We start from the raw sequence: 14220 nt of genomic DNA on the forward strand, positions 1-14220 counted from the left end.
TACGTCCCTTAAACCGGCATCTGCATGATGTCTTGATACGCCTGCACCAGCTTGTTACGCACCTGGGTCAACGCCTGGAACGACACGCTCGCTTTTTGCGACGAGATCATGACGTCGGTCAGGTCGACGCCGCTCTTGCCCATCTCGAAGGCATTGGCCATCTGGCTGGAGGCGGCCTGGGTGTCGGCCACCTTGTTGATCGCCTGACCCAGCAGGTCGGCAAAGTTGCTGCCGGCCACTTCCTGAACGCCAGCAACGGGCTTGGAGGCGGACATGGCGTCCATCTGCATGGCCCGCATATCCAACATCAAGCGATTAAATTCAACACCTTGGCTCATGGACTTTATCTCTCGTAAGGCCCGCAATTTTTTGACACTGGTTTCTACGGATAACAATGTCATAGCAACAAGAGTGCCAGTGACGTACAAGCGCTTCACCAAGCAGATACCTTCTTGCGTATCCGATTGCTGCGTGGCCTCACCCGTGTCCGATGTATCGACAGGCCATCATGATAACGATGTGATGTTTCGTTGTATCGACAATTTGACACAGATCACAGAAATGAGGACAAAAGGCCGCAGGTCACGTCGCAAACAGATACGCCTCCACGTCCATGCCGGCATCACGCATCTGCGCCAGCTTGTAGCGCAGCGTGCGCGGACTGATGCCCAGCCGTTCGGCCGCCTCCTTGCGTCGCCCGCGCTCGCTGCGCAGGGTGTCGATGATCAACTGGAACTCGCGCCGGCGCAGGTCTTCGCCCAGTGCCCCGGCGGGCTCTGCCGGTTCCGGCAGCCCGGCGGCCGCAGGCGCCACGGGTGTCGGCGCATTGAAATGCACCGGCCCCGCCAGGCAGAAATCCTGCGCCTGGATCACCCCGCCCTGCTGCAGGATCAAGGCCCGCTGCACGGCATTGTCGAGTTCACGCACATTGCCCGGCCAGGCATAGGCCACCAGACAGGCGCGGGCCTCGGCTGAAAGATGCACCGGCGCGTGTTTCATTTTATTGACGTGCTTGCTCAATAACTGCTCGGCCAGCGGCAGAATATCGGCGGTCCGCTGACGCAATGGCTGCCAGGCCAGCGGAAATACCGACAGACGGTAGTACAGGTCCTCACGAAAACGCCCCGCCGCCACCTCGCCCAACAGATCCCGGTTGGTGGTTGCCAGCACACGAATGTCCAGACTGATCGGCCGACGGGCACCGACCCGCTCCACCTCGCGCTCCTGCAATACCCGCAGCAGCTTGGCCTGCAGGCCCATAGGCATTTCGGATATTTCATCGAGCAGGATCGTGCCGCCTTCCGCCAGCTCGAACTTGCCGGCCTGGGCCGCAATGGCCCCGGTGAACGAGCCCTTCTCATGGCCGAACAAAGTGGCTTCAAGCATGTTGTCGGGAATGGCCGCGCAGTTGATGGCGATAAACGGCTTGGCCGCGCGCGGCGAGTGCTGATGGATAAAGCGTGCCAGCACCTCCTTGCCGGTGCCTGATTCACCCGAGATCAGCACGGTGGAGTCGCTTTTCGCCACCCGCCTGGCCAGTTCCAGCAACTGCAGACTCGCCGGTTCGACTGCCACCGGCCCTTCCCGCCCCGCAGGCTCCAGACGTCCCAGGGCGTGGCGCGACACCAGCGCCAGCAAGGCCGCAGGTTCAAACGGCTTGACCAGATAGTCCACCGCCCCCTGGCGCATCGCCTCCACTGCCCGCTCCACGGCGCCATAGGCGGTCATCAGCAACACCGGCAATTGCGGGTGGCGGGTGCGCAGCAGGGCCAGCAACTGGTGCCCGTCCATGCCCGGCATGTTGACGTCACTGATCACCAGGCTGAACGCCTCACCCGCTGCGGCCGTCAGCGCTTCTTCGGCCGACCCCACTGCGCGATAGGCATGGCCGGCCAGTTCCAGCGTGTCGCCCAGTGCTTCGCGCAGTGAGCGGTCGTCCTCGACCAGCAGGATTCGACGTGTCATCAACGTACTCCAGGCACTCAGGAAGGGATCAACGGCAGACTGACGATCGCACAGGTGCCGCGCCCCACTCGGGAACGATACTGCACATGACCCTGATGGGCCCGCGCCACGGCCACGACGACTGCCGAACCCAGGCCGGTGCCGGTCGTCTTGGTGGTGAAGAACGGCTCGCCGATACGGGCCAGGGCCGCAGGCTCGATGCCGCGGCCACTGTCGCTGATGCACAGGCGCAGCATGGCGCCGTAGCGATAGGCATGAATTTTCAGGCGGGCGCCCCCCTCGCTGGCCTGCATGGCGTTTTCGATCAGGTTGAGCAACGCACCGACCAGCGTGTCGCGATTGCACAACAGCTCACCAGGGACAGGGTCGCACTGCCAACGCACCTGCGCTTCACGCACGTGGGTCTGGGCCGCCGCCTGCAAGGCCAGAAACAACGCCTCGGGGCTCAGCCGGTCGGTCAGCGGCAACTCGCCGCGGGCAAACACCAGCATGTCGCGCACTTGATGTTCCAGTTCGTGCAGGCGCTCCTTGAGGCGCGAGGCGAAACGCTGCTGGGTGTGCACCGGCAATTCCTGTTCCGCCAGGTGGCTGGCATAAATCATGGCAGCCGACAGCGGCGTGCGAATCTGATGCGCCAGCGAGGCGACCATGCGGCCCAGCGAGGACAGACGCTCGTGGCGCGAAAGCTGGTCCTGCAAGCGACGGGTTTCCGTCAGGTCGGTCAGCAGCACCAACTGGCCAGGCTCGGCATCCAGCGAACGGGTGGCGATGGACACGCGCCGGCCATCCTTGAGCGAGACCTCATGACCGTCATCCTCACGCGGCGCAAAGCTGCGGCCTATGATCTGACGCCATAGCTCACCCACCAGCGGCTGACCCAGCAGATCCAGGGCGGCCGGATTGGCTTCACGCACCACGCCCGTGCCATCGATGACAATTACCCCCCCTGGCAGCAGGTCCAGCAGGTTCTGCAAGCGATAGGCCAGGCGTTCGTTTTCCGCCAGCTCCTGCATACGCTGCACCCCCGCCTCGGCCAGTTCGCCCTTGAGTTCATTCACCCGCGCTTCAAGCACGCTGTAGGAATCAGTCAGCTGTGCCGACATCTGATTGAACAGCGCAAAAGCCTGCTCAAGCCCCTGACGGCTTTCCAGTTCCAGCGAAGGCAGTGGCGGCGCCATCGGGTTCGGGAGTTCATTGCACATCTGCACGGCCTGGGACATTGAATTCTCTCTCGCGGGGCGAACCGTCATTAAACGGCGCGTAGAAAAGAGAGTTAGCAATCCTCGTGCCGGGCAGAGGGTCAAAGCAAAACTTGTGGGAGGGAGTCCAGCTCGCGACAGACCCTGCAATTGACCCGCGCTGTCGTGGTACCAATGCTCATCCTCAAGCCAAAAAAAACCTCCGCAGGTGCGGAGGCTTTTCAAAGGCAGCCGATCAACAGGCGTCAATCCTCCGACTGTTCATCCCCCTCGCGGCGACTCATACCGTACTTGCGCATTTTCTCGACCAGGGTCGTGCGGCGAATCCGCAAGCGTTCGGCAGCACGGGCCACAATGCCGTTGGCATCATCCAGCGCCTGCTGGATCAGGCCCTGCTCCAGGCCGCCCAGGTAATCCTTGAGGTCCAGGCCTTCGGGCGGCAGCATGGCACCGGTCGCGAAGCTCGGGGTCGTGGCATTGATTGCCACACGCTCCTCGAGGTCGCTGCGCAGGCTGTCGACCATTTGCTCGTCTTCATCTTCGACGTAGCGAAATTTCTTCGGCAACTCAGCCACGCCAATGACGCCATAGGGATGCATGATCGCCATGCGCTCGACCAGGTTGGCCAGCTCACGGACGTTGCCCGGCCATGCGTGCCGGCACACCGACATGATCGCGGCCGAATTGAAACGGATCGAACCGCGCTTTTCATGCTCCATGCGCGAGATCAGCTCGTTCATCAGCAGCGGAATGTCTTCGACCCGCTCGCGCAGGGGTGCCATCTCGATGGGGAACACATTCAAGCGGTAATAAAGGTCTTCGCGGAAGCTGCCGACCTCGATCATGTGCTCAAGGTTCTTGTGCGTGGCCGCGATGATGCGCACATCGATGCTCTGGGTCTTGTTGCTGCCGACCCGCTCGAAGGTGCGCTCCTGCAGGACACGCAGCAGCTTGACCTGCATCGGCAACGGCATGTCGCCGATCTCGTCAAGAAACAGGGTGCCGCCGTTGGCCAGCTCGAAACGCCCGGCACGGCTGGTAATGGCACCGGTAAAGGCGCCCTTCTCGTGGCCGAACAGTTCGCTTTCAAGCAACTCGGCCGGGATGGCACCACAGTTGACCGGCACAAAGGGCGCATCGCGGCGCTTGGAGTGGTAATGCAGGTTGCGTGCGACCACTTCCTTGCCAGTGCCGGACTCGCCAAGAATCAGCACACTGGCGTCGGTGTCGGCCACTTGCTGCATCATCTGCCGCACATGCTGGATGGCCCGGCTGGTGCCGACCAGGCTGCGAAACAGGTTGGGCTCGCGATGACGACCGCGCTCACGGGCCTGATCGTACATTTCACGATAGACCTGGGCACGGTGCAGGGAGTCGAGCAGCTTGCTGTAGCTGGGCGGCATGTCGATGCACGACAACACCCGACGGCGCAGGTCTTCAGGCAGCTCGACGGAAGAACTTTCACCCATCAGCAACACCGGAAGGAACTCATCCCATGCGGCGATGGTCTTAAGAAGCCCTTGCAGCGTTGCCGGTGCACTGACACTGCCAATCAGGACACACAGCACCTCGCGCGTAGACGACAGAGAACCCACCACTTGCTGCCAGTCCTGACTGGAGCATGAGAGGTTTTCTTCACCAAGGAAGTTCATGATGACGCCCAGATCGCGGCGGCGCTGGCTATCGTCATCGATCAGCAGGATTTTGATTTCACGCCACATGCAATCGCAACTTCCCTAGTAAACGTGTACGCCCATCGGTCGTGGGCAGCTTGGCATCTTAGCCGTTACATCTGATCAGACGCCAGACAACAGAAAACATCACTAGTTAAGTCAAAAAAACGGACACAGTCAAATTTATGGCGTGAATCTTGTCCGACAAGAAATTTTCAGCCGAACAGATCGTACACTTTTGAAGCCTGTTTGGCTTTCTGCAGTTGCGACATTTCTTCGACAACGGCCTGGCGCTCGCCGGTGGCCACGTCAATCAATTGCCGATACACGCTCAGCAGCTCTTGCAGATTGTCGCGCAGGTCAGGCTCGCTGGACGATGTCTCGACCGTCACCGTCTCCATGCATTCCCGGCAGGCCTGATCAAGCCTGCCGATGGCTTCCCAGTCGCGCTCTGCCAAAGCCTCGACCAAGGCTTCGCGGGTTTGTGCGATACGTTGCGTTGCACTCATGGGAAGGGTCTCCGTGCAGCAGTGAATGATCAGGCCGCCGCGATGGCGTCCCAACCTTCTTTGACGGTGATCAGCAGGTCAGTGACCTCATCGAGGATCGTGGCATCGTTCTTGGCATTGGCTTCGGTCAGGCGCTTCTGCATGTAATCGTAGAGGTTGTCCTGATTACGCAGGGCAGGAGTGCCGTAGTTCTCCAGGTCCAGACCTTCGCGCAGGCCGCCGATGATGTCGATGGCCTTGCCAATCAGAATGCCCTTGGCAGCGATGTCACGACGCGACATGGCACCCTTGGCCTGGGCAATGCGATCAAGACCGCCTTCCATCAACATCTGCACCAGGCGATGGGGGCTGGCTTCGGATGTCTGGGCCTGAGCACCGATTTTCTGATACTGGCGTAACGCTAACATCGGATTCATAGGGGGACCTCTTGGCAAGTCTGAACGCTGGATACTCAGGCTATCGACATGGCACGGGAAAACTTTAGGTCTAATGCAAGAACCCGACACGAGGTCGGGTTCTTGTCACACGATTAAACACCTGGATCAGGAAGCGTTTTTCTGCGCGTTGATCGCGTCGAAGATCGAGGTGATGCTGTTGGCGGTGGCCTTGAGCTTGCTGACCGCCAGGTCCATGGCGTTGTACTTTTTGGTCAGCGTCTCAGTCAGCGTGGCGACACGACGGTCGAGTGCATCCTGATCCGCCTCAAGTCGCGCCTTGACCTTGTTGAGGCTGGTATCTTTTTGCGCCAGGACGCCGTTGGCCTTGGTGTAGGGTTCAATCGAATCGCTGATACGCTTGATCAACCCTGTATCGCTTGTGAACAGGTTCTGGATTTCACTGCCCATTTTCTTGTCAGTCATGGCCGCTGAAAACTTCGCGCTGTCGAGCGAGAGCGTACCATCAGCCTGCTGAGTCCTGATGCCGAGCTGAGCCAAAGACCCCAATCCCGAATTATTGGACGCAAAGGCAATCTGGGAGCGAATGGCCGCCAGCATGTTACGCGGTGTCGAGTCACCGGTCAGTGCAGCAGCGGTAAAGGTACCGTCAGCGGCAGTGCTGCCCTTGGTCAGCGTCGTGACCAGCTTGACCAGTGTATTGTAGGAGTCGACAAAGCTTTGCAGCGAAGCCTTGATACCGTCGGTATTGGAGGCCAGCGTAATGACTGTCTCTTTGTTCGGATCAGCGGCAACAAGATTGAAGGTAAGACCGGAAATAGCCTTGTCAACGGTATTCTTGGAACTGGTCAACTCCAGCCCATCAACCGAGAACTTGGCATCCTGCGCAAATCCGACGATGGCACCAGCGCCCGGATTACCCGACGTGCCGCTGGCACTCATCAACTGCTTGCCGTCGATATCCATCAGAGAGCCGATATCGCCACTGCCCTTGACGCTGATATCGCTGCCTGCACCGGTGTTGGATGAGCTGAAGACCAGCCGTGAGCCATTGGCATCGTTGATGATGTTGGCGCTGATGCCCTTGAACTGCATCTCGGAGTTGATCTTGTCGCGCACCTGCTGCAGGGTAGAGCCCGCATCGATCTTGATGACCGTATCAATGCTATTTTGAGTGATGGTCAGATTCCCACTCGGAATAGCACTCGCCTGGGCCGAGTCGATCGCTACAGTGGCCACCTTGGACGCTGTCGCCAGTTGATTGACCTTGATGGAGTAAATGCCACCGACAGCTGTGTTATCGGCGGTTGCCTTGACCAGCGACTCGTTGGATGAACTGGCTACAAAGCCCTGAAACGCCGAGCCTGTAGTACTGCCCAGATTGGTCATCGTCGCCTGAAAGGCCGCCAAGGCCGATTTCAGCTGGCTGACGCCCGATAACGAAGCTGTGTTTTTAGATGAGTTGGTAGCGATCTGTTTCTGCTTGGCGGACTTGTCGGCATCGACCAGTGCGGTCACGATCTCGGTAATCTTAAGACCGGAACCCAGACCGGTCGACGTTGTGATTGGACTTGCCATCGGTATCTCCTTGCTTGAATGCTGCCGGTCTTTCGGTTCTTGTGAAACACATAAAAACCAGCAACACGGGGGTGTCCGTTATCAGGCTTTCGCGCTGAACAACAGACTGCTTGCGTCGCTCAGGCTTTCAGCCAGCTTCAACACTTCCTCGTTGGGAATCTGTCGAATGACTTCACCCGAATCACTCGCAATGACTTTGACCACCACTTTGCCAGAACGATCATCAACCGAGAACTCAAGATTGCGCTTGACCGATTGAAAGAAGTCCTGGATTTCGGCGGCCGCCGCCTTGACCTGCTGGTCGTTCTGCTGCTCGGAGCTTTTGGTCTCCGGTGCTTCATCAACGACACGCACAGGCGCGACCGGATCAGCCGACTTGGTCTTGTCGACTACACCCGTTTCGCTTACCGGTTTGGCGACCGGATAAGACACATTCAGCCTGATGCCCATATCCATGTTTTGTCACCTCTGAAAGTAAAAAAGCGAGAGAGTACGCACCCGCACCCTCCCGCTAAAGATCATGCCAGGATTACTGAAGCAGTTTCAGTACAGAAGACGGCAGCTGGTTGGCCTGGGCCAGAACCGAAGTCGAAGCCTGTTGCAGAGTCTGCTGCTTGGTCAACTGGGCAGTTTCAGAAGCAAAGTCGGTGTCTTGTACGCGACCCAGTGCAGCGGTGGCGTTTTCGTTGATGTTCTGCAGGTTGGAAATGGTGCTGGTCAGACGGTTCTGGGCAGCACCGAGATCGGCACGGCTGGCGTTGACGACCGACAGGGCCGAGTCGATACGAGCGATGGCGGAAGCGAAGTTAGCTTCAGCCTCAACGCTATCGGAACCCAGGATAGTCAGGTCCGATCCGACACCCAGTGCGCTGGCGACGAAGCTCTGGCTCAGGCTCAGGGTGATCTGGTTTTCAGTGCCACCGTTAGAGCCGACCTGGAAAGTCATGGTGCTGGCAGTGCCATCAACCAGATTCTTGCCGTTGAGGTTGGTGCTCTGAGCGATACGGGTCAGCTCAAGGCTCATCTGGCTGAATTCTTTGTTCAGGGCGATACGATCGTCAGCACTGTTGCTGTCGTTACGCGCCTGGACGGCCAGTTCACGCATACGCTGCAGAATGTTGGTCGACTCTTGCAGGGCGCCTTCAGCGGTCTGCGCGATCGAGATACCGTCGTTGGCGTTCTTGATAGCCATGGTCTGACCACGGATCTGCGAGTTGATGCGGGTAGCGATCTGCAGGCCGGCGGCGTCGTCTTTGGCGCTGTTGATCTTCAAGCCCGAGGACAGACGGGTCATGGAAGTCGACAGAGCATCGGAAGCACGGGTCAGGTTCTTCTGAACGTTCATGGAAGCAACGTTGGTGTTTACTGTTAAAGCCATGATGAATTCCTCGTGGATTGTTTACTGTGGCTTCCGGCCCCTGCAAGCGCCGGGTGTGCCTAGAGAACCTTCGTAATAGTTATCGTCGGCATACCTCGTTGCTTGAGGTTTTTTTTGATTTTTTTTAGTGGCACGGTGCCAAGCCAGATAAAACAAGGCCTTAGAGTAGCTTCAGAAGGACAGCACAGGCCTGCGCAACGTAGCTGGGAAAGGCCAGACTGTGAACCGCTTGCCACTGCAGAGAAAAGCTGGCGACCGGCGGCATGAAAAAGAGAGGACCGCGCGGAAGGGGCAAGACGAACAGCAGCCGGGTAACAGAGAGGACATGTGCCAGGCAGGCAATAAGCAATACGTGATACTGACAGAGAGGCTCCCCCTGCCAACCGGCAGGGGGGCCTCAGCAGGTCTAGAGACCTTGAGTGCCAATATCCTGGAGTTCTTGCCGGATCAAGGTCGACGAAATGTTTTCAGTGCGTGGGAGATAGACCACTTCGCACTCCGGCTTGAGAAAATCGAACTTGCCTTCCCAGTCATCGCCCATCACAAATACGTCCACATGGTAGCGACGTACATCGGCAAGCTTCTGATCCCAGTTTCCCTCCGGGAAGACCAGGTCCACATAACGCATGGCCTCCAGCACGATCCGCCGATTATTGAAATCCAGCAGTGAGCTCTTGTGCTTTAGCGTATTGAAGTCGTCGGTGGACAAGCCCACGATCAGTCGATCCCCCAGCGCCTTGGCCCGCGCAAGCAACCGCACGTGCCCGGCATGCAGCACGTCGAAGGTGCCATAGGTGAGGACCGTCCTCATGCTCGCGCCTCCAGCAACAAGCGATCCACCAGGCGACGGCTGTTCTGGTCATCCTGATACTCGAAAAACATGCGCCTTTTTTGCTCATACCTTACAGGGTGCTCGGTCACCTCCCCGCTCAAAACGCGATCAAGGGTATCGAGCAACGTGGAGAAGTCTTCGCACACCACCCCTGGAAAGACGTCTTCAAGGTTATAGAACATACCGCGCTCTTGCCCGGCGTATTGATCCTTGTCGAAAGCAAAGGAAATCTGCGGTCGGCCGGTGAGCATGAAGTCGATAAAGCAGCTCGAGTAGTCCGTGATCAGCGCATGCGCCTCTCGATAAATGACTTCTATTTCAGCGAACAGCTGTCGATCCAGGCTGAGAAACGGCCCTGGCCGACTCATCAATGCAGCGGTGTAGCTGTGCGCAATGTCCGCCATGTGCTCGCGGATACCCAGCACGGCATCATGACGCTCCAGGCAATCGACCAGGGCTTCACGCTGTTGATCATTGAAGCGGTAATACGCCCTGCCCTGCCCGTTACGGAAGGTCGGTGCAAACAGCACCAGGCGACGCCCCCCCAGCTCGCTTCGCAGCCTGGTCAGTTGCTCGGCAAAGTCCTCGGCAAGATCCTGCTCTGCACAAAGCACAACGTCGTTGCGGGGCAGTCCCGTGATCCAGATCTTGTCCATGGGCAACGGATGAAACGCCACGGTCATTGCCAGTTGATCCATTCTTGACGAGGCGATAACAGCGTGATGCCTGGCATGTTCACGCACCAGGTTCTCCTTGCGGGACGCATTGTCCAGCGAGGCAATGCCGATACGTTTGAGCGGGATGCCATGCCAAAGATTGATGAACCGATGCCGATTCGCATCCAGCGGGTAAGGCGCGTTCACCGCAGCCGAATGCTTGGCAAAAATGTAGCCGGCAGAAATCAAGGCATCCTGCCCTTCACGACTGGCCAGCGGCACCACCAGGACATTTTCACCCGCCAGATCAAATGCCTTGTTGCGCGTCAGTACCACTTTACGAATATCACCGCGGTAGCGAACCGCTTCGAATACCGCACGGTCGTTTCCGGTCAGCAAGTGATCGAACGCACAGACCGGGAACGCCCAGACTCTGTCGTCCTTCGGTGCAGCACGATCCTCAACCACGAACTGCTCGTTGGTAAGCACAGGGCGAGGCACGCTTGACACAACGCTTTCACCCTTGGGCACCATTCGTATGATGTAGTGGCTTGGCGTGGCATCGGCCATGGCCATTTCAACGTTGAGTTCTGCCGCCTTGGCAATTTGACCGATCAGCGGCAGGAATACGTCGGCCAATGGATTGACTGAACTGTGCGGCAGGCCCTGGGTTATTTCAAAGCCTGCCTCATCGAGCAATTGGAGCAGGGTTTCTCGAGTGAACCAGCGCAAATGGGACCGATGCAGCAGCCCTTCATCCTGATAACCAAAAGCCCCGGCGGCCAGTTTTACCTGCAACGACCAATGCTGTGCATTAGGCATGCACAGAATGACGCACCCGCCCGGCGCCAGGTTTTTTTTGACATTGCTCAACAACGCCCAGGGATCTGCCACCTGACTCAAGGCTTCGCCCAGCACCCAGCATTGCTGGTCGCGGTGCGCGGCAAAGAAAGCGTCATCGATATCCGTGACTTTCAGCAGCTCGACACGGTCGCAAACAGCCTGGGCCTGGGTATAGACAGACCTGTCAGCCGTTACGCAGGTGTACTTGACCTGTGGCAACGCTTTTTTGACTTGCTCGGCCAGCGACGGGCTGTAGCTGGACACTTCGATAATTGAAGCCGTACCGCCTGGAATCGCTTGCATGCAGTGCGCGGTGAGTTCATCCGAGAGCGGTTGGGGGTACATGTTTTTACCTATCAGCAAGTCATCGATCAGGGATGAAAGGAAGCATTCTTGACACCACAAGCAGGCATTCATGAAACATGCCAAACAGTTATGTAACTCGTTGATAGTCTGACGCTTAATCAAGCGCGTGTTGATCATGCGCTTGAGCGTGTTGCAGCCCGTGATTGCCCGATCGTACGTCAATCGGACAAAGGTGCTAGCCAGGCGCCTGCTCCGGCAAGGCGGTTGAAGCAGCCCCGGCGAAACGTTCGCCTGGCCCGCCTGTCATCGGCATCAGCGTCAGGCGCGATAGATAATGGCCGAGCCCCACGACAAGCCGACACCAAAGCCACTGAGCGCGACCCGCTTCCAGGACGAGCCCAGTACATGCTTTTCGACCAGCAACGCAATGCTCGACGACACCGTGTTTCCAGTCTCGACCATGTCCTTGACGAACTTTTCAGGCTGATCTTCGAAGCGCCGTGCCACGGCATCGACAATCGCCGCACTGCCCTGGTGAATGCAAAAGGCGTCGATGTCGTCAGGTGTCAGGTCTGAGTCGGCCAACAGTTCATGCAAATGCGCAGGCACTTTGAGCAGGGCAAAGTTGAACACTTGCCGACCATTCATATAGAAGACGCCGTTGCTGACCTTCAGGTGCGGCGCACCGGAACCATCAGTGCCGAATTTGGCTTTGCCCAGCAGCCAGGCGGCGTCTTCGCCCATCCAGGTTGCCGTGGCAGCATCGCCAAACAGCATGGTGGTGTTGCGGTCGTCCGGGTCGACGATTTTCGAATACGGATCAGCCGTCACCAGGATGCCGTTCTTCAGGCCTGTGGCTTCCATGAAGCCTTTGATGGCGTACAAGCCATACACATAACCCGAGCAGCCCAGCGAGATATCGAACGCCGCCACGGCAGTGGTCAGCCCCAGCTTGTCCTGGACAATGGCTGCCGTGTGCGGCAAGCCTTCCTCGTCGCCATTCTGGGTGACGACAATCAACACATCGATGCTGTCACGCGACAACTGAGGGTTGCCAGCCAGCAACTTGTTGACCGCCTCAACGCACAGGTCGGAGGTTTCCTGTGCGGCATCCTTGCGCGGCAGAAAGGTCGAGCCGATCTTGCCCAGGATGAATTCTTCATCCTTGTCGAACCTGGCACCTTGAGCGTAGTTATCCACGCCTTCGGTGGGCACGTAACTCGCTATGCTTTTTATGCCAATCATCGTGGCTTCCCAGTAGTAAACGGTTAACAACGCCTTTCAATGGCCGAAAGGCGTGACTCAAAAGGTGGCTTGCGGCGGCCCGATCATGCCCCGGCATCAGGCCAGGCCGGCCTCGTACGATACAGTGAAGATGCTTGCCGCGAGCTGAAGGTCACGCTTAATTTCATCTCGCAGCGCCTGGCCTGCCCCTTGAACGGCAAGGCCACGAACAACCCGGATTGTTCGTGGCCTCGGTAAACCAAAACATGTCAGGCCAGCCATCGCTCCTACTCTACGGCTGCGTTGCACTCGATACGAAGCCTGTCCAGCCTGCCGATGATTCGAATTATAGGCGCGATTGTGCGGCATAGGTACACGCCTCTGATTTACAGCACCTGGATCTATCGTCGGCTGTCGGACGCCAGCATAAGCGCCGGTTTTTACGGAGCGCTTAAAACCTGCGTCACATTTCAGGTCAACACTTCAATATTCCATTCACGTTTTATTTGCACCCGCCGAAAAGATGAGAATGCCACTTATTCAATCACTGGAAGCGAACAAGATTTTCACGATGTTCTCTTGATACCAACGGAAGGAAACACACATGGCAATTATCAATGGAACCGCTGGCGCAGACACGCTTGCAGGTACCGCAGGGGATGATGAGATCAAGGCCCTGGCCGGCAACGATGTGATCACAAGCAGCGCCGGTGCAGACAAGATCGATGGCGGCGTGGGTACGGACACCGTTGACTATTCGGCGTCTGCCCAAGGCATTAATGTAGATGTACGCCTGGGTGTCGGGCTGGTTGGACGGGGCGGTGATGCCGAGGGGGATGTCCTCACCAACATTGAGAGCATCATCGGCTCGAAATTCAACGACACCTTTACCTCTGGTGCAGACGCCAGAGCCACACCGACCCGCTTTGAGGGCGGCGCCGGCAACGATATCTATTACATCGACAAAGGTGCCACACCGGCCATCATCGAACTGGCCGATGGCGGCAACGATGAAATCCGCGTGTCGGTAATCAATCCCAGCGGCACCATCATGGCTGCCAACGTCGAGCGCTTGACCTATATCGGCGACAAGGCGTTCAAGGGCTACGGCAACGACAGCAACAACATCATCACCGGCGGCTCGGGCAATGACACCCTGTACGGAGGAGCCGGTGCCGATCAGTTCATCGGCGGGGACGGCTACGACACCGCCGGCTACCTCGACAGCAAGGTCGGAGTCACGATCAACCTCAAGACCGGTGTGCATTCCGGCATTGCCACAGGTGATACCTACAGCGCTATCGAGGCCATCAGTGGATCAGGCGTTGTCGACACGTTTTTCGGTAATGGCAAGGGCACCGATTTCGACGGTGGTGGCGGTGTCGACACAGTCAACTACTCCGGCTCGGCGGCCGGGGTAAACGTTGACGTTCGCCAGGGTACAGGCGCGGTGGGCACCGGCGGCGATGCCGAAGGCACCACGCTGACCAGCATCGAAAACATCATAGGCTCGGCATTCAACGACACATTCACCGTTGGCCGTTTCAACATTGCCAACCCCATCAGGCTTGAAGGCGGGACCGGCAATGACATCTACTACGTCGATGCCAGTATCACACCGACCATTGTCGAACTGGCCAATGGTGGCAACGACGAAGTACG

12 protein-coding genes and 1 pseudogene are annotated in these 14220 nt (G+C 58.1%); 1 reads left to right on the forward strand and 12 read right to left on the reverse strand.

Translation table 11 applies throughout. The features are described from left to right. Positions 1–8: 8 nt before the first annotated feature. The 12 genes from fliE to DGA31_RS15910 all read right to left on the reverse strand — a co-directional run bounded on the left by fliE (position 9) and on the right by DGA31_RS15910 (position 12579). Positions 9–338, reverse strand: a complete 330-nt coding sequence (gene fliE / locus DGA31_RS15855; RefSeq protein WP_056838703.1) for a flagellar hook-basal body complex protein FliE — start codon at positions 336–338, stop codon at positions 9–11. 244 nt (positions 339–582) lie between these two features. Further along, positions 583–1965, reverse strand: a complete 1383-nt coding sequence (locus DGA31_RS15860) for a sigma-54-dependent transcriptional regulator (protein ID WP_109513183.1) — start codon at positions 1963–1965, stop codon at positions 583–585. A 17-nt stretch (positions 1966–1982) separates the two neighbouring features. Next, on the reverse strand, positions 1983–3185 hold the full coding sequence (locus tag DGA31_RS15865) for a sensor histidine kinase (RefSeq protein WP_109513184.1): 1203 nt from the start codon (positions 3183–3185) through the stop codon (positions 1983–1985). A gap of 224 nt (positions 3186–3409) precedes the next feature. Then, positions 3410–4885, reverse strand: coding sequence for a transcriptional regulator FleQ (gene fleQ / locus DGA31_RS15870; protein ID WP_056838697.1), 1476 nt, complete (start codon positions 4883–4885; stop codon positions 3410–3412). A 167-nt stretch (positions 4886–5052) separates the two neighbouring features. Next, positions 5053–5346, reverse strand: a complete 294-nt coding sequence (gene fliT, locus DGA31_RS15875; RefSeq protein ID WP_056838695.1) for a flagellar protein FliT — start codon at positions 5344–5346, stop codon at positions 5053–5055. A gap of 29 nt (positions 5347–5375) precedes the next feature. Then, entirely contained in the window at positions 5376–5762 is a 387-nt protein-coding gene (gene fliS / locus DGA31_RS15880; RefSeq protein WP_056838693.1) for a flagellar export chaperone FliS, read from the reverse strand. A gap of 126 nt (positions 5763–5888) precedes the next feature. Then, on the reverse strand, positions 5889–7319 hold the full coding sequence (gene fliD, locus DGA31_RS15885) for a flagellar filament capping protein FliD (RefSeq protein ID WP_109513185.1): 1431 nt from the start codon (positions 7317–7319) through the stop codon (positions 5889–5891). 81 nt (positions 7320–7400) lie between these two features. Beyond that, on the reverse strand, positions 7401–7775 hold the full coding sequence (locus DGA31_RS15890; protein WP_109513186.1) for a flagellar protein FlaG: 375 nt from the start codon (positions 7773–7775) through the stop codon (positions 7401–7403). Between the two features lie 73 nt (positions 7776–7848). Further along, on the reverse strand, positions 7849–8697 hold the full coding sequence (locus DGA31_RS15895) for a flagellin domain-containing protein (RefSeq protein WP_109513187.1): 849 nt from the start codon (positions 8695–8697) through the stop codon (positions 7849–7851). Between the two features lie 406 nt (positions 8698–9103). Continuing rightward, positions 9104–9508: a glycerol-3-phosphate cytidylyltransferase gene (gene tagD / locus DGA31_RS15900; RefSeq protein WP_109513188.1), complete on the reverse strand. Its 405-nt coding sequence runs from the start codon at positions 9506–9508 to the stop codon at positions 9104–9106. Further along, complete coding sequence (locus tag DGA31_RS15905) at positions 9505–11511, reverse strand: CDP-glycerol glycerophosphotransferase family protein (RefSeq protein ID WP_152035043.1); 2007 nt, start codon at positions 11509–11511, stop codon at positions 9505–9507. The genes tagD and DGA31_RS15905 overlap by 4 nt, the downstream gene beginning before the upstream one ends. A 141-nt stretch (positions 11512–11652) precedes the next feature. Next, positions 11653–12579 (reverse strand): ketoacyl-ACP synthase III, encoded by a 927-nt coding sequence (locus tag DGA31_RS15910; protein ID WP_056838680.1) that lies wholly within the window; start codon positions 12577–12579, stop codon positions 11653–11655. Positions 12580–13162: 583 nt separating this feature from the next. Here DGA31_RS15910 and DGA31_RS15915 point away from each other — a divergent pair. Further along, a pseudogene (locus DGA31_RS15915) lies at positions 13163–14220 on the forward strand (beta strand repeat-containing protein); the annotation flags it as partial.

The sequence above is a fragment of the Pseudomonas ovata genome (assembly GCF_003131185.1).
Lineage (GTDB): Bacteria > Pseudomonadota > Gammaproteobacteria > Pseudomonadales > Pseudomonadaceae > Aquipseudomonas > Aquipseudomonas ovata.